The sequence below is a fragment of the Kordia sp. SMS9 genome (assembly GCF_003352465.1).
Taxonomy (GTDB): Bacteria; Bacteroidota; Bacteroidia; order Flavobacteriales; family Flavobacteriaceae; genus Kordia.
The window spans coordinates 3,450,479-3,471,028 of sequence record NZ_CP031153.1 but is presented as its reverse complement, the minus strand read 5'-3'; the positions used below and the strand labels follow the sequence as shown (position 1 = coordinate 3,471,028).

At 36.0% G+C, this 20,550-nt stretch carries 19 protein-coding genes; 13 read left to right on the top strand and 6 right to left on the bottom strand.

Going from position 1 to position 20,550, the window contains the following annotated elements:
- Positions 1 to 56: 56 nt before the first annotated feature.
- From KORDIASMS9_RS14610 to KORDIASMS9_RS14600, 3 genes are all read left to right on the top strand, one after another.
- Positions 57 to 413, top strand: a complete 357-nt coding sequence (locus tag KORDIASMS9_RS14610) for a hypothetical protein (protein ID WP_114903552.1) — start codon at positions 57 to 59, stop codon at positions 411 to 413.
- A gap of 280 nt (positions 414 to 693) precedes the next feature.
- The gene (locus tag KORDIASMS9_RS14605) at positions 694 to 3,645 is read left to right on the top strand and encodes a T9SS type B sorting domain-containing protein (protein WP_114903551.1); all 2,952 of its coding nucleotides are present in this window, start codon (positions 694 to 696) and stop codon (positions 3,643 to 3,645) included.
- 95 nt (positions 3,646 to 3,740) lie between these two features.
- Positions 3,741 to 4,778 (top strand): hypothetical protein, encoded by a 1,038-nt coding sequence (locus KORDIASMS9_RS14600; RefSeq protein ID WP_114903550.1) that lies wholly within the window; start codon positions 3,741 to 3,743, stop codon positions 4,776 to 4,778.
- A gap of 49 nt (positions 4,779 to 4,827) precedes the next feature.
- Here the strand turns inward: KORDIASMS9_RS14600 and KORDIASMS9_RS14595 are convergent, their stop codons facing one another.
- On the bottom strand, positions 4,828 to 5,817 hold the full coding sequence (locus KORDIASMS9_RS14595; protein ID WP_240321056.1) for a hemagglutinin protein: 990 nt from the start codon (positions 5,815 to 5,817) through the stop codon (positions 4,828 to 4,830).
- 417 nt (positions 5,818 to 6,234) lie between these two features.
- On the opposite strand from KORDIASMS9_RS14595, the gene KORDIASMS9_RS14590 reads away from it, so the two are divergent.
- Positions 6,235 to 7,659 (top strand): DASS family sodium-coupled anion symporter, encoded by a 1,425-nt coding sequence (locus tag KORDIASMS9_RS14590; protein ID WP_114905256.1) that lies wholly within the window; start codon positions 6,235 to 6,237, stop codon positions 7,657 to 7,659.
- A 6-nt stretch (positions 7,660 to 7,665) separates the two neighbouring features.
- Here the strand turns inward: KORDIASMS9_RS14590 and KORDIASMS9_RS14585 are convergent, their stop codons facing one another.
- Positions 7,666 to 8,484, bottom strand: a complete 819-nt coding sequence (locus tag KORDIASMS9_RS14585) for a phytanoyl-CoA dioxygenase family protein (RefSeq protein WP_114903549.1) — start codon at positions 8,482 to 8,484, stop codon at positions 7,666 to 7,668.
- A 131-nt stretch (positions 8,485 to 8,615) separates the two neighbouring features.
- On the opposite strand from KORDIASMS9_RS14585, the gene KORDIASMS9_RS14580 reads away from it, so the two are divergent.
- From KORDIASMS9_RS14580 to KORDIASMS9_RS14560, 5 genes are all read left to right on the top strand, one after another.
- Positions 8,616 to 9,467 (top strand): AraC family transcriptional regulator, encoded by an 852-nt coding sequence (locus KORDIASMS9_RS14580; RefSeq protein WP_114903548.1) that lies wholly within the window; start codon positions 8,616 to 8,618, stop codon positions 9,465 to 9,467.
- Positions 9,468 to 9,557: 90 nt separating this feature from the next.
- Positions 9,558 to 10,340: an ABC transporter permease gene (locus KORDIASMS9_RS14575; protein ID WP_114903547.1), complete on the top strand. Its 783-nt coding sequence runs from the start codon at positions 9,558 to 9,560 to the stop codon at positions 10,338 to 10,340.
- Positions 10,337 to 11,095: an ABC transporter ATP-binding protein gene (locus KORDIASMS9_RS14570; RefSeq protein WP_114903546.1), complete on the top strand. Its 759-nt coding sequence runs from the start codon at positions 10,337 to 10,339 to the stop codon at positions 11,093 to 11,095. The genes KORDIASMS9_RS14575 and KORDIASMS9_RS14570 overlap by 4 nt, the downstream gene beginning before the upstream one ends.
- A 24-nt stretch (positions 11,096 to 11,119) precedes the next feature.
- Positions 11,120 to 12,115 (top strand): MlaD family protein, encoded by a 996-nt coding sequence (locus KORDIASMS9_RS14565; protein WP_114903545.1) that lies wholly within the window; start codon positions 11,120 to 11,122, stop codon positions 12,113 to 12,115.
- A 137-nt stretch (positions 12,116 to 12,252) separates the two neighbouring features.
- Positions 12,253 to 12,951, top strand: coding sequence for a hypothetical protein (locus KORDIASMS9_RS14560; protein ID WP_114903544.1), 699 nt, complete (start codon positions 12,253 to 12,255; stop codon positions 12,949 to 12,951).
- A 28-nt stretch (positions 12,952 to 12,979) separates the two neighbouring features.
- Here the strand turns inward: KORDIASMS9_RS14560 and KORDIASMS9_RS14555 are convergent, their stop codons facing one another.
- From KORDIASMS9_RS14555 to KORDIASMS9_RS14540, 4 genes are all read right to left on the bottom strand, one after another.
- Entirely contained in the window at positions 12,980 to 13,867 is an 888-nt protein-coding gene (locus KORDIASMS9_RS14555; protein WP_205317995.1) for a DUF6544 family protein, read from the bottom strand.
- Positions 13,868 to 13,942: 75 nt separating this feature from the next.
- A complete protein-coding gene (locus tag KORDIASMS9_RS14550) occupies positions 13,943 to 14,398 on the bottom strand; it encodes a pyridoxamine 5'-phosphate oxidase family protein (RefSeq protein WP_114903542.1) in 456 nt (151 codons plus the stop codon).
- Positions 14,399 to 14,489: 91 nt separating this feature from the next.
- Positions 14,490 to 16,457, bottom strand: a complete 1,968-nt coding sequence (locus tag KORDIASMS9_RS14545; RefSeq protein ID WP_114903541.1) for a heavy metal translocating P-type ATPase — start codon at positions 16,455 to 16,457, stop codon at positions 14,490 to 14,492.
- 12 nt (positions 16,458 to 16,469) lie between these two features.
- Positions 16,470 to 16,883, bottom strand: a complete 414-nt coding sequence (locus tag KORDIASMS9_RS14540) for a hypothetical protein (protein WP_162819974.1) — start codon at positions 16,881 to 16,883, stop codon at positions 16,470 to 16,472.
- A 180-nt stretch (positions 16,884 to 17,063) separates the two neighbouring features.
- Here KORDIASMS9_RS14540 and hpf point away from each other — a divergent pair, with 180 nt between their 5' ends.
- The 4 genes from hpf (at position 17,064) to KORDIASMS9_RS14520 (ending at position 20,539) form a co-directional block, all read left to right on the top strand.
- Positions 17,064 to 17,366, top strand: a complete 303-nt coding sequence (gene hpf, locus KORDIASMS9_RS14535) for a ribosome hibernation-promoting factor, HPF/YfiA family (protein ID WP_114903539.1) — start codon at positions 17,064 to 17,066, stop codon at positions 17,364 to 17,366.
- Between the two features lie 78 nt (positions 17,367 to 17,444).
- A complete protein-coding gene (locus KORDIASMS9_RS14530) occupies positions 17,445 to 18,293 on the top strand; it encodes a universal stress protein (RefSeq protein ID WP_114903538.1) in 849 nt (282 codons plus the stop codon).
- Positions 18,294 to 18,311: 18 nt separating this feature from the next.
- Entirely contained in the window at positions 18,312 to 19,169 is an 858-nt protein-coding gene (locus KORDIASMS9_RS14525; RefSeq protein ID WP_114903537.1) for an ATP cone domain-containing protein, read from the top strand.
- Entirely contained in the window at positions 19,166 to 20,539 is a 1,374-nt protein-coding gene (locus KORDIASMS9_RS14520; protein ID WP_114903536.1) for an MBL fold metallo-hydrolase RNA specificity domain-containing protein, read from the top strand. The genes KORDIASMS9_RS14525 and KORDIASMS9_RS14520 overlap by 4 nt, the downstream gene beginning before the upstream one ends.
- The last annotated feature ends 11 nt before the right edge of the window (positions 20,540 to 20,550 follow it).

The window sequence follows — 20,550 nt, the reverse complement described above, 5'->3', positions numbered from 1 at the left end:
TTTTTAGTAGAAAATGGTAGTTTTTACGGTGTTATCTTTCATCACAAAAACAGGTCATGATCAAAATAGTTTTATATATCATTGGAATCATAGTGGCATTCATCGTAGTGGCTTTACTACTAATATTCATGAATTATTTTCTATTCATAAAGCCGAAAGATACTAAAAGAGGATGGAGAATTCGATCGCTTGGAAGAGATGCCATTTCATATCAAGAAAAGATAGGAAACGAATGGAAAGGCATTAAAATTGACGGAGAAATGTTAATTGGAAAAATAAGAAAGGTTTTGTTTTTTAAAACTGAAGAAAAATGGACTGAATATCCAGAATGGGCTCAACATAGAGAAAAAATTATTGATCGGATTAAACTTGATTTTCCTCCTAAAACAACCGAATATAAAAATGATGAATAAAATCTGAACTCGAAACAATAATTTTCACATTTAAAAAACATCAATTCAAGGAATTCTAGTACATCTTTCCAAAAAAATACTTTCCATATAACAGTATTTTGTATCTTTAAATAAAATTCATCCCCAAACAGCAATGTAAACATTGTAGGAAAAGAAAAAGAAACATGAATGACACCTAACATGTGGTTTGCCTAGCCATAATTTCTTTTTTCATTCCTAAAAAACAACAGCATAATATCCTATTTTTTTAATTGAAATAAGGATTATATTTAGTACATACATGAAAAAATATTACAAACTGATTTTTTGTGCAACGCTTTTTTGTCTTCAGGCTGCCATTGGACAAAACGAAGGAAATAATTGGTATTTTGGAGATACAGCAGGATTGGATTTTAGTACATCGCCACCAACAGCCTTACTTGATGGTGCATTGAGTACCAGCGAAGGTGTTGCAACAATTTCCAATGGAAGTGGACAATTACTTTTTTATACAGACGGAAGTTTTGTATACGATAAAAATCATCAAGTTACACCAAACGGAACAGGCTTGATGGGAAATAGTTCCAGTACACAATCCGCTGTAATTGTTCCAAAACCAGGCGATTCAAATATCTATTACATTTTTACAGTAGATGATGGCGCAGGAACCAATGGACTTCGCTATTCTGAATTCGATTTAACGCTCAATAATGGCGATGGCGATGTGACCATAATAAAAAATGTACTGCTTTCCACGCCAACTACGGAAAAAATTACTGCCGTGCAAAAGTCCAACGGAACCGATTTTTGGGTGTTGAGTCATTCTTGGCAAAATGATACGTTTTTAATTTATGAAGTAACAGTAGCTGGAATCAATGAAACAGCTATCACACAAAATATTGGTTCGGTACATAGTGGTGGTTCTGCCGAGTCGATTGGCTATTTAAAAACATCTTCCAATGGAGAAAAAATTGCACTTGCACAATGGGGAAACAACAGCTTTGTAGAAATTTTTGATTTTGATGATGCGACAGGCACCATTTCCAACCCTATAAAAATAGAAAATGTATTCTTTCAATCAAATTCAGGATCTGGCGCGTATGGCATTGAATTTTCGCCAAATGCAGAATTATTATATGTTTCTGACTTAAATTTTGGCGATCCCATAAGTCCCGCAAATGGACGAGTGCATCAGTTTGACTTAACTGCCGGAAATGCTACTGATATTACCAATTCTGGTATCATTTTATACGAAGGAAATAGCTTTATTGGCGCCATTCAAGTTGCTAATGATGAACGATTGTATTTGGCAAATTCGGGCAGTCAATTTTTAGATGTTATTGAAAATCCTGATGTAGTTGGCACTGGAGCCAATTATGTAGAAGATGCCATCAGTCTTGGAAATAGAACTTGTAGATTGGGACTTCCGACATTTATACAATCCTTTTTTGGAGCTACAATTCAACTAGAAAATTTCTGCTTGGGCGATGTCACTAATCTTGCATTGAATACTACAGATCCGCCTGTTGCTGCTTCATGGGATTTTGGAGATGGTACAACTGCTACGGGATTAAATCCTTCACATACATATTCAAGCATCGGAACATATACAATAACAGTTGATATTGATTTTGGTGCAGAAATGAGGCAATTCAGTAAAAATATTACTATTTATGAAGTTCCGACAGCGAGTTCGGTCACTGATTTTTTATTGTGTGACGATCTTTCTAATAATCAAATAGAAACATTCGATTTAAGCACAAAAATTATGGAAGCTTTGGGTGCGCAATCTGATGTAACCTTTGATGTTGCTTTTTATACTTCGCTCGAAAATGCAGAAAATGATGAAAATCGTTTGCCGCTAACGTATGACAATTCTATAAATAATGAAGAAATTTTTGCGCGTGTGTTTAATGCGGGACAAAGCAATTGTTTTGACATTACTAGCTTTCGACTGATTGTAAATCCGTTGCCCGTTGCGAATACTGTCAATGATGTGGAACTTTGTGATGATCAAAGTAATGATGGTGTGGAAGTAGTAAATTTGGCACAATTTGATGCGGAAGTATTGGGCGGTCAATCTGTAAATGATTTTGAAATTACTTATCATCTTTCGCAAGATGATGCTACAAATGATATCAGTGCGTTGCCAACAAATTTTCAAACAATAAACAATCCGCAACAACTTTTCGTACGTATTGAAGCTGCTGACAACTCGTTGTGTTTTGATACAACTGATTTCGAAATTACCATTGCACCTGCAATTATTACGAATCAAGCAGACGACATGTTTGAATGTAGCTTTTTAGACGATCCGAATGCAGCAATTTTCAATTTGGCTTCTCAAAATGATCAGATTTTAGATGGACTCACAGGTACATACGAAATCACCTATCATCTCAGCGCACAAGATGCGATGATGGATGAAAATACGATCAGTACTTCATACACAAACACAAGCAATCCACAACAAATATATGCGCGTGTTGAAGATACGACCAATACCAGTTGTTTTGATGTTGTTGAGTTTGAAATTACTGCGCTTGCTACACCCATCATTAACGAAAATGAAACGTTATATTTATGTACCAATGGAACTGTAACCTTGTCTGCTGGTATTCCTGCCGATTTTTACAATTGGTCAACTTCAGAAACTACTCAAAGTATCGTGGTAGATACGCCAGGAACGTATACCGTAGAAATTGGAAATAGGTATACCGCTTTGGGCGAAACTATCGATTGTAGCAATGTCAAAACCTTTACCGTGATAGAATCTGGTCCTGCGTTGAGTATTGATGTGACCGTGACCGATTGGACAAATTTTCAAAATACCATTTTAGTCGCAGTAGAAGGTTTGGGCGATTACGAATATTCTTTAGATGGTATTAATTATACAGATTCCAATCTGTTTGAAAACTTACTTTCTGGCGAATACACCGTATATGTACGCGATAAAAACAACTGTGGAATTGTGACAGAACCTGCATATTTACTCAACTATCCGCGATTTTTCACACCGAATAGTGATGGCATCAATGACAATTGGCAAATTATAGCTTCAGACAGCGATCCTTCTTTACAAATCTTTATTTTTGATCGGTATGGAAAACGCCTCACCACACTAAATCCAGCATCTATCGGTTGGAACGGAAACTATAACGGACGCCCAATGCCTTCTGGCGATTACTGGTTTCGCGTAGAAAGACCGATGAATGGAAATGTGTATACAGGACATTTTACATTGAAGCGATGATATGGCATAACATATCATGCTAAAAATACGCAACATTACGTATTGTTTCTCTCACTAAAAAAAGCCACATTAGCTACATCAATGAGCTTCATCGTATGCAAAAACAACTTACTCAAACAGATCGTAAAAAACTAAAAGGAAAACTGTGGTTCACATCAAGTTTTATTCTCATAGTCATCGCTTTTTTTTATGGAATGTACCACTTTATAGTGCGTGATGCTCTTCAAAAAACAGATGGTTTTGGAACAGTTCCACTAGTGATTTTTGGTATTTTCGGTTTGATCTTTTTGGGAATTGTTGGCTATATGATGTCCATTTTTATCAAAGATCTCAAAGCAGATGTTAAAAACTGTTACGAAGGTGTTATTGAAGATAAAAAGCTACACATTAAAAAAACCACTTCAAACACTTCAAGTAGTGGAAGTCGTGGAAGACGCTCTAACAGAACTAGCACAAAGCGTTATTTTTACATGACGGTAAATGGTGAAGAACATAAAATTGAATATCCAGTGTATGCAAGCATTAAAGTTGGTGACACCATTTATTTTGAAGTCGCGCCCAACTCTAAAACCATTTTATCATACAAAATACTCGAAAGTGAAGCTGTCAAAGTGGTACGAAACACACCGAAACTACACCGAAATGAATATCCAAATTCGAGAATAAGACAAGCACCATTAACGCGAGAAGACCAGGAAAACATGTATGGTTTTTATACAGTTGCTCTCCGAAAACGTCTTACAATAATCGCTTTCATGGCATTCCCAATTTTAGGGCTTATGTATGTTGATTTATTAGGATTGATTGTGTTTTTGTTCCCAATTCCAATTATTCTTATATACCAATTGTACAAAGTGAGTACGCTGTATGTTAATTATAAAAAAACTATAAATAATGGCAGAAAAGATGTTATTGAAACACACATCACTGACAAGCTTTTTACAACAATTTCTAACAATGGACGCAAAAGTAGTACCTACAAACTTGTTACAACGTATAAAACTATTGCAGTTCCTGAAACCATTTATGGAAATTTTAATACAGGCGATGAAATTGTCGTACATAAAGCGTCTCATTTACCTGCTGTCATGGGAATTTCCATACTTGACACCTATTATCCGTTGACTACTTAACGTTTAAATTTTAGCAAATTAAGCACTTCACTAAAGAAATAAAATCTGTTTAGTTTTCAGGCAATTGCTCCGTAATTTGATATGTGCTAAAGTTGAGAAAGTTTCCTGGATGCGCTAACACATTTTGTAAAATTGATGGTACATCCGGATTTACCCCTGAATATTGAACTACACCATCCATATTGACATCGTTGACATTATACCCCGTAATTGAAAAAGTTGGAAAGTTGAGAAAGTTTCCAGGGTCATTCAATACTTCCGATAAGATAATTGGTGTATCTGGTGTTGTGCCAGAATATTGTACCACAGTATCTGTATTTGCATTTCCTGCCCACATGGCTACAACTCCTGTTGGCATTCCAAAGGTAGTTTGTGCATTGCTTCCAAAGGTGATTTGGTTTGATGCATCTGTGAAATCTACCGTAGTTGCAATTTTTGAAAGTGCTACAGTTGCTAAAGTCATAATTGCTAAGTGATTTCTATGTTTGATAACCACAAAATAATCTCCAGATGCTACTTCAAATTCAAGCGTATCATATAATGAATTTAGAATGTCGCCGTCACGTTGCAACAAAGCAGATTGACTTGCCACAATTTGAGTAGTATCGGTTGCATCACGCAGTTCTACCAAAACCCAATCAACCAATGCATTTTGATCAGATACACTCAAAATACCTGAATCTAATGTATTTCCATCTCCATATGGTGATGTTATTGGAATATGACTATTTGAACGTAAATCATCTCGCATGAATGACTCTTCTCCTGTATATGGATTTAGTGCTGCTCCTTGTAAAAACACTTTAGGATTCACAATAATAGAAAGTTTGACAGCTTCTTGCTGAAAACCTTGAGAAAGTGTGGTAGTTCCATTAGAAATTGAACCGGTTACGACCTCGCCAACGGTAAAATCTACAGTAGTGGAAGCATTCGAAAAAGTAGTTCCAGCCGAACCTACAACTTGACGCTCAATAGTTTGTGCATCACTAAAGTAAAGGTTGAAAACTACAAAAGTTAGTATGAGTATATTTCGCATCATTTTTATTTTTGGTAAGGTAAGTATAAATTTTATTCAAACAAATTTTGAAAATATTAATTAGAGAATCTGTAAGGCTATAAATAATGTCAATATTTTGTTTAAATTGAAATTACATCTTGCAGAAATTATTCTTAACACTAAAATTTTAATCATATCATACCAAAAACAGGTAGAAATACGCGTACAACAAAACTACATTACACTTATATTTGAATCATTATTTTGAGTATTCAAACATGCAAACATACTATATTTAGTTTAACGACTGAAAAACGTCATCTGTGTAAAAACGATGACGTTTTTTAGTATGTACCCACAAAAACTAAAATTTTGATACAAAAAAGCGTTGGTTTCTTTATTTTGCAGTGATCAAAATTCTTGAAAGTATCGTTCATTACGATTATCATTATAAACTCTATGAAGAAAAAAGTAATTCTTGCGCTAGGTCCACTAATTTGTTTGTTATTTTTCTTTAGTCCTTTTCAATTCATTAGTCCAGAAGCTGATAAAGTTTTAGGAATTGCGTTATGGATGATATTATGGTGGATTACCGAAGTGGTTTCTATTTCTGTGACTGCGCTTATTCCATTGACGTTTTACCCGCTATTAGGCATTATGCCGATTAAAGAAGTAGCTGTCAATTATGGCCATCCAATTATTTTTCTATTTTTTGGCGGATTCGTCTTAGCATTGGCACTAGAAAAGGTAAACCTGCACAGACGCGTGGCGTTATCCATCATCAAATTGACAGGAACGAGTCCGAATAAAATCATTTTAGGTTTTATGCTTGCAACAGCCTTTTTGAGCATGTGGATTAGCAATACTGCCACAACCGTCGTCATGTTGCCTATTGCCTACTCTGTCATTGAATTACTGATTGATGATGCGGATGGTTTTACCAAAAATGATCGAAATTTTGCGCTGAGTATTATGTTAGGAATTGCCTATTCGGCGAATGTTGGCGGCATTGCAACATTGATTGGTACACCACCAAATATCGTGTTGGCAGGTTTTATGGAAAACGAATATAATTATAGTATTTCTTTTGTAAAATGGATGATTGTTGGCATTCCGTTTGCCGTTATCATGTTATTTTTCATCTATTATGTTCTGACAAAAGTGATGTATCCGAACCGATTGGCTTCGTTTGAAAAATCGAAAGAAATTATAAATTCAGAAATGGAGAAGCTTGGAAAGATTAGCAGGTCGGAAGTGATTGTTTTGATCATTTTTATACTTGCCATTCTTTTTTGGATTGGGAAAAATTACCTTAACAGCCTCTTTCCTAATCTAGCATTAAGCGATACAACGATTAGTATGGTAGCAGCATTTGCTTGTTTTACAGCAACGCACAACAGCACTTCTATACTTTCGTGGAAAGATACTGAACGCTTGCCTTGGGGAATATTACTCTTGTTTGGTGGCGGATTGGCATTGGCAAGTGCACTTTCTAATGTGGGTATTATTGCTATGATTGGCGAAGTCGTAAGCGCGAATAAAACCTTTAGTATTCTATTAATTTGCAGCATTTTGATTGCTGTAATGCTGTTTATGACTGAATTGATGAGCAATGTGGCGTTGGTTGCCATTTTTGCGCCCATGGTTGCTGGCGTCGCAGTCGGATTGAATATTGATCTTTTACATATTTTAATTCCTGTAACGATGGCTTCTAGCTGTGCATTTATGTTGCCCATGGCAACACCGCCAAATGCTATTGTTTTTGCGAGCGGACATGTAAAAGTTGCGCAAATGGCGCGCGCTGGGTTTTTGTTGAATATACTATCTATAGTATTGTTGGTGCTCTTTTTTCAATTTATCATTCCGTTGGTGTTTCACTTTTAAAAATTATCAACAATCAGATTCATACACAACAGGATTTAGTGATGTATTGATAATTTTTCCTATTTCGGCTCCTTTGCACCATTTTTCCCAATCAGATTTTTGTCCACTATTGGTCGGTTTTTTGAGCGTCATATTTTTATCCATATAAATAATGGTCATCACCTTTCGTGTTTCATCAGTGGTGTTGGCACCTGCTCTGTGGAAAACCCAACCTGAGTGAAAACTGATTTCGCCAGCATCAAAAGGTGCTATGACATGTTGATAATCGGTGACTTTTAATCGTTGTGAAATTTGAGATTCACTGTCATCGCTAATGGATAATTCGCGTCCTTCCATAATTTCGTGACTTCCTGCACTAAACTCTAATGGTCCCATTTCCAAAGGTGTTGCTTGCAGTGGAATCCACGCGGTAATAGTTTTATCGGTTGTCAATGGCCAATAATGCTGATCGGCATGCCAAGGTGTAATACCGCCACCAGCTTCTTTGAATAACGCTTGATCGTGATACAAACGTACACCTTTTACTTGCATCAAATCAGCTGCAATTTTTGCCAACCGTTTACTTAAAATCAGGTTTTTAATTTTTTCATCTTGCAACCATAAATTGAACAATTGCAAAAATGCTTTTCCATATGTAGTGCGTTCTTGCAAAGGTGTTTCTTCATCGTTCAATTCGGCTACTATTTGGCTAATGACGGTGTTGAAATGCGCCAAGGTTTCACGATCTAACACATTTTTCAACTTTATAAATCTATTTTTTTGATAAAATGCAATGCTCTCTTTTGAAAGTGTGTAAGCTTCATTCAAAATATCAGTTGTGATCATAGTTTTTAATTTTTATTCCACACAAAAGTAGCTTGAGAAATTTGAAAGTCTTTCTTGAAAATTAACTAAAACTATGCGTATTTAAACATTTATATGTAATTTTAATTGAATTTAATGTTAACATTAGTAATTTGAAACCAACTTTAGAAGTTATACCACTAGAAGATTCTCAAAAATCATTTCGCTTTTTTAAGCTAGAAACACCTGCATTTACTCCTTTTTGGCATTATCATCCAGAAATGGAATTGACCTTGATTACTAAAGGAAGTGGAACACGATTTGTGGGCGATGCCATTCAACCGTTTGCTGCTATGGATTTGGTGTTGATTGGTGAAAATTTACCGCATCATTGGGTGAGTGTTGAAGAAACGCATGATATATTGCAAGAAGCATATGTATTTCAGTTTGACAAACAACTTTTTGCCAGTTTTCCTGAATGTAATACATTTATTTCTTTTTTTGAACATGCGAAAGACGGATTTCATTTTTATCAACCAAAAACTGCGTTGATTAATATGATTGTTTCGCTTGAAAACAAATCGCCCATTCAGCAATTGAGCGGATTGATTGAGATTCTAAACACCTTACTTCAAGATGAACATAAAAAAACCTTAGCTTCTAAACATTACTTGAATCGCTTTTACAGTACTACTTCACAAAGTAAAATTGCCAAAACCACCAATTATATTTTAGAAAATATAGACCAAAAATTAACCGTAAAACAGATGGCAGCACTTACACACATGGTGCCACAATCGTTTTGTAGATGGTTTAAAAAACATTCAGGACATTCTTTTGTCACATTCTTGAACAAAACGAGAATTGAGCGTGCGTGTCATCTTCTGAAAAGTACGTCATTGCCTGTACAAAACATTGCATTTCATTGTGGTTTTGATAGTTTAAGTCACTTCAATAGAACCTTTAAAAAAATGAAAATGATGTCTCCGAGTCAGTTTCGAAATTTGTCGAAAGACGGTAATTAATTATGGTTTTCTTCAACAGAACCTTCTTACTGAAAAGACATGATTTTTATCATTTCATACGGCATTCTGTTCTCCTATATTTGAAATAGGATGCTGCAACTTCAACACATACAAAAAAGATTCCGTTCGTTTCTCATGGAAATTGGCGAACTCTCCTATTTTACAGGACGTTTTTTTAGAGAATCGTTCAAACGCCCTTTTGAATTTAAAGAATTTATGCGCCAATGTTACAACATGGGAAATCGTTCGTTGTTGTTGGTTGCCATTACAGGATTTATCATCGGACTTGTACTCACCATTCAAACACGTCCAACATTATTAGAATTTGGAGCCGTTTCTTGGATGCCTTCTATGGTCGGAATTTCCATTGTGAGAGAAATTGGTCCCATCATCACAGCATTGGTCTGCGCAGGAAAAATAGGTTCAGGAATTGGTGCGGAATTAGGTTCCATGCGTGTTACCGAACAAATTGATGCCATGGAAGTTTCAGGAACGAATCCGTTTAAATATTTAGTCGTAACGCGCGTATTAGCGATTACGTTCATGTTGCCGCTGTTGGTGTTTTTTAGTGATGCAGTTGCCTTATTTGGTTCGTTTTTAGTGGAAAATGTCAAAGGCGATGTATCATTCACGCTGTATTTTAGTCAAGTGTTCAATGCGTTGGAATTTGGCGATATCATTCCGGCAACAGTAAAATCGTTTTTCTTCGGAATGGCAATCGGAATTGTAGGCTGTTTTAAAGGTTATTATTGTAAAAAAGGAACGGCTGGCGTTGGAAAAGCAGCAAATTCTGCGGTGGTTTTTACATCGTTATTGTTGTTTATTATTGACTTTATCGCGGTATTTGTAACGGATATTTTTTACGATTTATGAAAGGTAAAAAAAACATAGCGTCCCAAGAAATTGTCCTTCAGGTAAAAGACTTACGCAAGAGTTTTGGCGACAATCATGTGTTGAAAGGTTTCAATATGCAATTGCATCAAGGAGAAAACTTGGTCATCATGGGAAAATCGGGTTCTGGAAAATCGGTCATGATCAAATGTTTGGTCGGTTTGTTGGAAGCTGACAGTGGTTCTATTTCCGTGATGGATCATGATATTACAAAATTGAGTCAGGAAGATTTAGACATTTTACGTGCCGATATTGGTTTTCTATTTCAAGGAAGCGCGTTGTACGATTCTATGACGGTTCGGGAGAATTTGGAATTTCCACTGCGTAGAATCTCCAAAGAAAAAAAATCAAATACAGATATTGATAAACTTGTGGCAGAAGCACTGGAAAATGTGGGATTGGCAAATACGGAAGACTTGATGCCTGCGGAATTATCGGGTGGAATGAAAAAGCGTGTTGCTTTGGCGCGAACGCTTATTTTAAAGCCAAAAATCATTCTCTATGACGAACCGACAAGTGGTTTGGATCCGATTACTGCAAAAGAAATCATTCTCCTGATGCAGGAAATTCAACAAAAATATGGAACTTCATCACTAATTATCACGCATGATATTGATTGTGCCCGTGTTACCGCCGATCAAATGTTGTTACTGATTGATGGTGTTGATTATATTGTAGGTACGTTTGAAGCATTATCTACTTCAGAAGATCCTAACATTAAAGCATTTTTCAAATAATTTCTGACTGAAATACCAAAACAGATGAAAAAAACAAAAACACAGAAAATACGTTTAGGACTCTTTGTCATCATTGGAACGATGCTCTTTACAGCAGGCGTATACTTCATTGGGCAACGAAGAGATATGTTTCACAAAACATTTACCATCAGTGCTAATTTTCAAAATGTAAATGGGTTGCAAAAAGGAAACAATGTGCGCTATTCGGGCATCAATATTGGAACGGTAAAAAATATTACCATGGTCAATGATTCTACCATTTCCGTTACGATGAATATTGAAGAAAAGATCATTTCACACCTAAAAAAAGATGCAATTGCGACAATTGGCTCAGATGGTTTGGTTGGAAATATGATCATCAATATTGTACCAGGAAAAGAAAGTATGGAAAGCGTTGAAGACGGCGATGTCATTGCTTCGTACAGCAAAATTGGTACAGATGATATTTTGAGTACACTAAGTGTGACCAACGAAAATGCAGCGTTGCTAACCGCCGATTTGCTTAAAATTACGAATTCCTTAATCGAAGGAAAAGGAACATTAGGGATTTTACTGAATGATACAATCATGGCAAAAGATTTACAACAATCTATCAAAAATCTGAAAATTGCGAGTAACGGCGCTTCCCGATCCATTTCAGAATTGGAAGGCATTTTAAAAAACTTACAAACCAACGACAACACTGTGTTAGGCGTATTGATGAACGATACCATTTCTGGTCAGAAAGTAAAAGACATTGTACAAAACCTAGAAAACTCAAGTGTTTCTATTGAAAAAATGGTCGATCAAATGAACACCGTAGTTGATGACTTAAACAATAGCAAAGGTGCGTATCACTACATTACACAAGATGCAACTGCGGTACAAAGTTTACAATCAACCTTACAAAACATCAACGAAGGCACGGAAAAATTCAACGAAAATATGGAAGCCTTAAAACATCATTTCCTCTTTAGAGGCTATTTTAAAAAATTAGAACGACAAGAACGAAAAGCTGCTAAGAAAGCGAAGAATAATTGAAAAATCACTGTGAACTTTGATTTTTAGTAGGAAAAGTATATCTTTAAGTGAAGTCAAATTAATAATACAAACTTCATCATTATATTGTAATACGTAGTTACAACGATACTATTGCTGCTACCAATACTAGAAAAGACATGAATATTCACGCTGATAAAAAACACAAACGCACACATCAATCTGTTGCAAACAACGTTGAAGAAAAACGAGACAAAGCAACTGGTTTTGAACTTTTGGATAACCGTTCTGAAGCGATTGCACAAAGAAAAATCAAAGAAATCGAAAATCAAAGAGCGCAAGTAGTTCAACTGGAGCGTGGTCGATCTAGAGAACGAAATAGTCCTCAAGATATAGAAGCTCGAAGAAATAGACAACGTTACAGTAGTGTAGATAGACGTTTTGGTAGAACTCAGGAAACAAGCAGTGACTCTGAAGAAGAAAAAGAGCAAAGTAGTTCGCAATCAGCATTTACGAGAACTGGGCACGCATTGTCTGCACACGCTACAAGTGCAGGAGCTTCAGTAGCTAGAGCGGTACAAAAAGGAAATACATACAATGGACGATGGAAAAACAATAGCGTTAGAGACGAACTAATCCAACGATTTTATGGTCACCTTAGTGAAAATAAATTAAAAAAAGGTGCATATTTCGTTCGATGTCATATTCCGTTGAGCGTTGGATGTGCAGATGATCAGTCTGGAGGAGAACACGTCTGCGATGGTTTCTTCATTAAGATGACAAAGATGGGAAGTTCCAAAAAGAAGTGGAAATTCAGTACCTGTTATCCAGCTTTAGAAAGTGAAATAAAAGGAAATGTTGCCAAAGTTAATTTATAAATTTATGACAATTTAGCATCAAATCAAATCACTCATATAACACAGGCACATTATACTCAATCTCCACAATTTCGAGCGTTAACCAATGAAAATCATCTTCTGGTAGTTTCCAAATGACTTTTGCCTTATCGGGAATAATAATGTTGTTCACTTCTTTGTACGACAGCATTTCGATACACCATTTTTCAAGTGTTGGCGGTTTGGCATCGCCGTAAAAACGATCTGCAGTAAAAGAAAGTATTTCCCCTTTTTCAGAAAAATTGAAAACACCTGAAACGGATATGTTATTTATAGTTAAAGTCGCTTCCGCAGAAGTGTCACTGATGGATTTCCACTGAATATGATCATACAGTGCTGCGGACGGAAACCAACAAATTTCAGCCAAATACCGAAGCATTGCACCCGAAGTAATTTCGTAACTTTCACGTTCGTCCACTACAGAAATAAGTGCGCCGAGTTTGATCAACATTGCTCCTTTTGCGTTGACCAATTTATCCCGTCCAAACAAATATACTTTTGGAAACATACGCACTTTCGTTGTCCACACAAAAGAAGCATTCACACAATTAAAATATTGTGCTGCTTCAAAAGGCATAAAATCGGCATCGGGTTTGGTACGCATTTCGCCTTTTTGTTGCAAACGAACGGCATAGGTTTGCGATGTACCAATAACTTGTGAGTTTCGCAACCATTGTTGCACAATCAGTGGAAATTGCGAAATACGTTCTTCTGTAACAATTGCTGTGCTTTGATTTTCTTCAAAATGAAAAATTCCTGCAGATTCTTCTCGCGCCATGTTCATGAAACTATATGCTCCATACCAAAAAACAACAATCAACAACAAAAATAAATTGGCAATTGTCCAATACTTGGCTTGTTTCCAAAATAGGATGATGATAACTTGCAATAATATCACTACGAAAAAAGCAATTAGTATTGAAACAAATTTTGTGTGAGAATACAACATAACTATTAAGTTAAAAATGTTGAATTAGCTTCTTCGCAATCTTCCCGTAATTTCGTCAATTCGGATCAAAAAGATCACAGGAAAATCGTCCTTATAAAGTTTGCTTGAAAATTCATTGATATAGTCCAATTTGCGTTGTTCTTTTCGCATGATTAAATCTTTCACACCTAATGAAAAATCGTGCAAATACGCTTTGGCCGTACTTCCTTCGAGTTCATCAAAAATTCCATGTACTACAATCGTATTCCAATTATTTACAGAGTCAATTTCAGCAACTTCCATCGCTACTGCATTGATTTTTCGCATGGCTTTGATTTTATGACCTTCCGCAGAATACCCAATAATGATATTTCGTTCTTTGTCAAAATAATACGTAATCGGTGCAATAAATGGACGATTTTGATAAATATACGCCAAGTGACCAATGTAATTGTCTTCTAAAATTTTAGAACGTTCCGTTTGGTTGAGTATCTTAATCATGACAGTGTGTTTAGGTTATGTACTAAGGTAGTTATAAACACATCATAAAAATATGATTTTGATCAGCTACACTAGTTTTATTGGCTAATTATTACTCCATTTCATACCGCAACAATCGCAAGGCATTCAATACTACCACAATGGTTGATCCTTCATGAAGCAATACCGCTACGCCAATATTAGTGAGTCCTAAAATGGTAATCGGCACTAAGAATAACACCATTCCCAAACTGATCCAGATATTTTGTTTGATAATTTTTTTAGAAGCGGTACTGAGTCCGAACACAAATGGGAGATTTTCAATTTTGTCAGACATTAAGGCGACATCTGCAACTTCTAGAGCCACATCGCTTCCTGCCGCGCCCATGGCAACACTTACGGTACTTAATGCCATGGCAGGTGCATCATTGACGCCATCGCCAACCATGGCAACTTTTTTATGATTTTTGAGTAGTTTTTTAATTTCGACAACTTTTGCTTCGGGCAATAGATTTCCTCGTGCTTCCGACAATCCAATTTGTTGTGCAATGGCATCACCAACATTTTGATGATCGCCTGTGAGCATAATCATGAATTTGATACCCACTTCTTGCAAGCGTTTCATCGTACTTTTGGCAGTTTTTCTCGGAACATCCATCACGCTAATCAATCCGATAATTTTTTGTTGATAGGCGACTAACATGACCGTTTCTCCCTTTTGCAGGAGATTTTCCATCGTTTCAATCACGGAAGTCGTTATTTGAATGGCTTCACTTTCCATCAACGCCACATTTCCGATACATACTTTATCGTTTTCATACGTAGCAGTAATGCCTTTTCCTTGAATGGCTTTCACGTTGGAAGCTTTATCGGTGACTTCAATTTGGTAATGTTGTTTGAGATCTTTTGCGATCGCTTTGGCAAGTGGATGATTGCTTAAACTTTCTACTTCCAAAACCAATTGCACAAAAGTTAATTCGTCAAAATTATTGAGTGGAATGGTATTTTTCAGTGTGGGTTTTCCTTCGGTAAGTGTGCCTGTTTTGTCAAATGCAATTGCTTTAATTGCACCTAAATCTTCTAAGGCTTTTCCTCCTTTGATCAATACACCTTTTTGCGCAGCTCTCGCAATTCCGCTTAATACGGCACTTGGCGTGGAAATTGCCAATGCACACGGACTTGCTGCTACTAATACGGTAATGGCTCTGTAGAGACTTTCTTCAAAAGTTTCGTCAATTACAACATAACTGAAACACAATAAAAACACCACGATTAATACAATGGGAACATACCATTTTTCAAACTTTTTGGTTAGACGTTGTGTGGGAGATTTTTGCGTTTCTACTTCGGACACCATCTTGATCAATCGTGCTACAGTAGAATCTTTACTGAGTTTCAACACCAATACTTCAATACTATGATCGCCATTGATCGTTCCTGCGAAAACCGTGTGTTTCTTGTCAATTGCACTAAACTTTGGCAAACGCTTTGTGTTAAGAATTTCAGTTTTGTCTACTGGAATACTTTCGCCTGTAATTGGCGCTTGATTGACACTCGTGGTTCCTGTAATCACGACACCATCTGCTGAAATTTTCGTATTGGGTTTGATAATGATGACATCTTTAATTTTCAATTCGCCCACAGGAATTTCGTGTAAAGTTCCATTACGTTTCACCAAAGCTGTGGTTGGCGATAAATTCCCCAAAGCTTCAATTGATTTTTTCGCTTTGTGCATGGCATAATGTTCCAACGCATGTCCTAAACTGAATAAAAACAATAGCAATGCACCTTCTGCCCAACTGCCAATGTACATCGCGCCGAGCGCCGCAGCAATCATTAAAAAATCTATGTCAAATCCGCCTTTGCCTATTTTTTTAACAGCTTCAATAGTTACAAAATAACCGCCAAATAGATACGAAATTAGATATGCTGTTTTATAAATAACTTCTGGTATTTCGATCAATCTTTCGATCAAAAAACCAGTCAATAAAAAGAAACCGCAGAGAATGGCAAAGTACAGTTCTGTTTTTTTGCCAAAGATTTCTATATAGGTATGTTTTTGTGTTGTGGAAGTTGTCATGAATACGATGAATTAGTCCACATTTTTTTTAAATTCAATACTCAATTTTGCAAGTAGCATCAATTCAGATTTGTTGACGTTTGAAAAACTTGCCAAAATTTTCCCCGCTATTTTTAGAATGGCTTTTTTTATAGAGGGCGTAAAAAGCGATTCGTATTTACGTTTAAATGTGACAAAATCATCGAAACACGCTTGGGAAGTCGCTTTCTCAAAATACAGTATTTTAAAAGTAGACGTAATATGATGTTCAATATCAATTTCGGCATCCGTAATTGTATAATTTTCACTCAAACTCAATAAAGCAATTTCTTTTTTCATCGCTTGAAATTCTTCTTTTTTTATTTTTTTATCTGCCAACGCCATGGCATAAAAAAGTTTTCCAAGGTGCTGATAAAAAACGACTGCGGTTTGTGATGTTACGTCCATAGTTGATGTATTTACATCAAATGTAAGTTGATTATAGCTGCTTTTCAATGATAAAAATCAGTTATACGTATACGTGTTCGACTTTTTAAACATGATCTAAATCATATTTTTTGAAACAAATTCCAAGTAGATTTGTCTCATTAAAGATTATAAATTTTTACAAATATAAAACCCAGAACTATGAAAATAAATATTCAATTTATCCACATGGACACTAGTGAAGCTATGGAAGCGTATACAACTGAAAAGTTGAACAGACTTGCAAAAAAGTATGATATGATAATCCATACCGATGTATTTTTTAAGAGCGAAAAAGATCCAAAAGGCAAAGGAAATATTTGTGAAATGGAAGTAAGTATGGTTGGACCACGAATTTTTGCGTCTTCTAATGAAGAAAATTACGAAGTTGCTGTAAAAAACACTATTAAAGATTTAGAGAAGCAACTGGAAAAGCGCAAAAAAACGCTCAAACCATATCTGTAAGAAATCGCTCCATAAAGGCATTTCTTCATTCCTGTAGAACTGTTTTGTCATCCTATTTTTAATTAAATAAGCAACATCATGAGAAAGATATTAATCCCAACCGATTTTTCTGAAAATGCCATGAACGCATTGAAATATGCTTTGGAATTGTTCAAATATGACAAAAGTGAATTTTTTATTTTACATGCATATCAAGATGAAATTCATCAAGATCAGTCATTGCTTCAAAAAGAAGGTTTAGAAAAAGTGACGGAACTCGTACAAATGAAATCACAACAGCAATTGGAAACAGTTTTAGATGCTATTTATCAAATTTCACCCAATCCAAGACACAAATATAAGTTGGTTTCCGCTAACAACATTTTGGTTGATGAAACTGATAAAATTGTCATTGAAGAAAGTATTGATATCATTGTCATGGGAACGCGCGGACATACCAATGACAAAGCTTTAGCTTTTGGAAGCAATACGCTAAAAATTTTAAAATACGTAGATGCACCTGTGCTGGCAATTCCTGAAAAATACAGCTATAAAGATCCAAAACAGATTGTATTTCCTACAAATTATATGATCCCGTATCGCAGAAGAGAACTCAAATTGTTGTGTGAACTAGCATCCAACCAATGCGCTGCTATTACCATGTTGTACGTTTCACAAAGTGGCAAATTATCTAAAAGACAGGAAGACAATAAAACTTTTTTGAAAACAGAATTGTGTAAAAATGAACTTGTTTTTGAAACACATAACGATACCAATATTGACAACGCTATTTACACCTACATCAAAGAAAACAACGTTGATATGCTCGTTATGGTCAATAACAGACGTTCTTTTTTGGAAGCAATGTTGGTACGATCTACCATTCAAAAAATGAGCTTGCATATAGACATTCCTTTTTTAGCGCTGCAAAATGTACCGCGTGACTAGAATTCTAAAAATACATTTATGGACAACGAAGACTTTAAAATTATAAAAGCATCTGGTGAAAAAGCCAAATTTTCATTGAACAAGTTGCGTGCTTCTTTAAAAAGAACAGGTGCCGACGAAACCTTGGTGAAACAGATTTTGAATAAAGTCCGCGACGAATTGTATCAAGGAATTTCTACCAAGGAAATCTACAACAGAGCATTTGCACTTTTAAAACGAAAAAAAAGTTACTTCGCGTCCAAGTATAAACTTAAAAAAGCCATTTACGAATTAGGTCCGACAGGGTTTCCGTTTGAACGTTTTGTAAGTGCTATTTTGAACTATTCTGGCTATACCACAGAAGTTGGCAAAACCATGCAAGGCAACTGTGTGTCGCACGAAATTGATGTTGTAGCAGATATAAATGGAGAAACTACCGTGATCGAATGTAAGTTTCACGGCGAACAAGGAATTACCTGCAATGTAAAAGTGCCGCTGTACATTCAGGCGCGTTATGAAGATGTAAAAGCGCATTGGAACGCCAACAAGGATAAGAAAACACAACTCACCAAAGGTTGGGTAGTAACCAACACACGATTTACCAAAGATGCATTGACCTACGGAAATTGTGTTGGTTTGCATTTGTTAAGTTGGGATTATCCAGAAAATGAAGGATTGAAAGACCGAATTGACCGTTTGGGATTGTATCCAATCACCGTTTCTACCTTGTTGACACAACGAGAAAAGCAGTTTTTATTGAGTAGAGATATTGTCCTTTGCCGGGAATTGTTGAACGATAAATTTTTTCTAGATCATTTAGACATTTCTGAAACACGTCAAGAAAAAATTCTCCGTGAAATTTCACTGTTATGCAATCTTAAAAATGAATCCTCATGAGCAAATTTGTCAAAATCAACTTTTTAGGTGCTGCTGGTGTCGTTACAGGTTCTAAATTTTTGTTGGAAACCTCAGAAAAGCACATTTTGGTCGATTGTGGCATGTTTCAAGGACTCAAAGAACTCCGAGAACTCAATTGGTGCGATTTACCTGTGGATGTTCCATCCATTGATATGGTATTGCTCACGCATGGACACTTGGATCATGTTGGCTATTTACCGCGCTTAGTAAAGCAAGGATTTACAGGAAAAATATTAGGAACGGCGCCAACGTTGGCTATTGCAGAAATTATTTTGAAAGACAGTGCCAAAATTCACGAAGAAGAAGCCGAAAAAGCCAATAAAGAAAACTATTCTAAACACAATCCTGCATTGCCTTTTTATACAAAAAAAGATGCCGAAGCAACCATTGAGCGCTTTCAGGTAGAAATGGAAGATACGTGGATTAAATTGTCCGAGCATATCAGTTGTCGTTTTCAATACAACGGACATATTATTGGTTCTACTTTTATTGAATTGGATATTGAGGGAAAGCGTTTTGTGTTTTCAGGTGATATTGGACGACGCAACGATTATTTACTAGACGATCCGAAAACACCAGAATGGGCAGATTTTTTATTTATCGAAAGTACGTATGGCGACAAATTGCATCCTGAAGAAGATATAGAAGAAATTCTTGCGGATCTTATTAATGAAACCATTCGCAACAAGGGAAACCTTATCATTCCAAGTTTTGCGGTAGAGCGTTTGCAGATGCTTATGTACATTCTGTGGAAATTGTATCAAAAAAATAAAATCCCCAACATTCCTATTTTTATTGACAGTCCGATGGGCACCAATGTGTTGGAAGTTTTTAGACGGTTTCCGAAATGGCACAAGCTTTCTGTGGAAGAATATCACGCCATGTGCAATCACATGAATATTGTGGAATCGTACCGAGAAACCTGGGAAACTATTGACGATCCACGCTCTAAAATTGTAGTTGCTGGTAGCGGAATGGTTACAGGTGGAAGAGTATTAACGTATTTGCAACAACTCATCGACGAACCATCTACAACCGTTTTATTAATTGGCTATCAAGCTGAAGGAACGCGTGGAAGAGCCTTGAAAGATGGCGTACATGAAGTCCGTTTTTTTGGAAAGTATTATCCTGTAAAAGCCACCATCAAAAGCATTGAAAGTTTGTCGGCACATGCAGACCAAGCTGGATTATTACAATGGATTTCAACTATTAAAAATATTCCTGAAAAAGTGTACTTAATTCACGGTGAACCTTCTTCTTTAGATGCGTTTCGCGTGAAGATTAAAGATATTTACAATTGGAATGTGATCATTCCGAAATTGACAACTGTTGAAGAAGTGCGCGTGTAAGCATTGATTGT

Coding starts and splice junctions, on each gene's coding strand:
- KORDIASMS9_RS14575 (WP_114903547.1), top strand. CDS start 9,558: ATGCTGCAACTTCAACACATACAAAAAAGATTCCGTTCGTTTCTCATG.
- KORDIASMS9_RS14605 (WP_114903551.1), top strand. CDS start 694: ATGAAAAAATATTACAAACTGATTTTTTGTGCAACGCTTTTTTGTCTT.
- KORDIASMS9_RS14530 (WP_114903538.1), top strand. CDS start 17,445: ATGAGAAAGATATTAATCCCAACCGATTTTTCTGAAAATGCCATGAAC.
- KORDIASMS9_RS14525 (WP_114903537.1), top strand. CDS start 18,312: ATGGACAACGAAGACTTTAAAATTATAAAAGCATCTGGTGAAAAAGCC.
- hpf (WP_114903539.1), top strand. CDS start 17,064: ATGAAAATAAATATTCAATTTATCCACATGGACACTAGTGAAGCTATG.
- KORDIASMS9_RS14545 (WP_114903541.1), bottom strand. CDS start 16,457: ATGACAACTTCCACAACACAAAAACATACCTATATAGAAATCTTTGGC.
- KORDIASMS9_RS14585 (WP_114903549.1), bottom strand. CDS start 8,484: ATGATCACAACTGATATTTTGAATGAAGCTTACACACTTTCAAAAGAG.
- KORDIASMS9_RS14600 (WP_114903550.1), top strand. CDS start 3,741: ATGCAAAAACAACTTACTCAAACAGATCGTAAAAAACTAAAAGGAAAA.
- KORDIASMS9_RS14565 (WP_114903545.1), top strand. CDS start 11,120: ATGAAAAAAACAAAAACACAGAAAATACGTTTAGGACTCTTTGTCATC.
- KORDIASMS9_RS14560 (WP_114903544.1), top strand. CDS start 12,253: ATGAATATTCACGCTGATAAAAAACACAAACGCACACATCAATCTGTT.
- KORDIASMS9_RS14610 (WP_114903552.1), top strand. CDS start 57: ATGATCAAAATAGTTTTATATATCATTGGAATCATAGTGGCATTCATC.
- KORDIASMS9_RS14520 (WP_114903536.1), top strand. CDS start 19,166: ATGAGCAAATTTGTCAAAATCAACTTTTTAGGTGCTGCTGGTGTCGTT.
- KORDIASMS9_RS14570 (WP_114903546.1), top strand. CDS start 10,337: ATGAAAGGTAAAAAAAACATAGCGTCCCAAGAAATTGTCCTTCAGGTA.
- KORDIASMS9_RS14590 (WP_114905256.1), top strand. CDS start 6,235: ATGAAGAAAAAAGTAATTCTTGCGCTAGGTCCACTAATTTGTTTGTTA.
- KORDIASMS9_RS14550 (WP_114903542.1), bottom strand. CDS start 14,398: ATGATTAAGATACTCAACCAAACGGAACGTTCTAAAATTTTAGAAGAC.
- KORDIASMS9_RS14595 (WP_240321056.1), bottom strand. CDS start 5,817: ATGATGCGAAATATACTCATACTAACTTTTGTAGTTTTCAACCTTTAC.
- KORDIASMS9_RS14540 (WP_162819974.1), bottom strand. CDS start 16,883: ATGGACGTAACATCACAAACCGCAGTCGTTTTTTATCAGCACCTTGGA.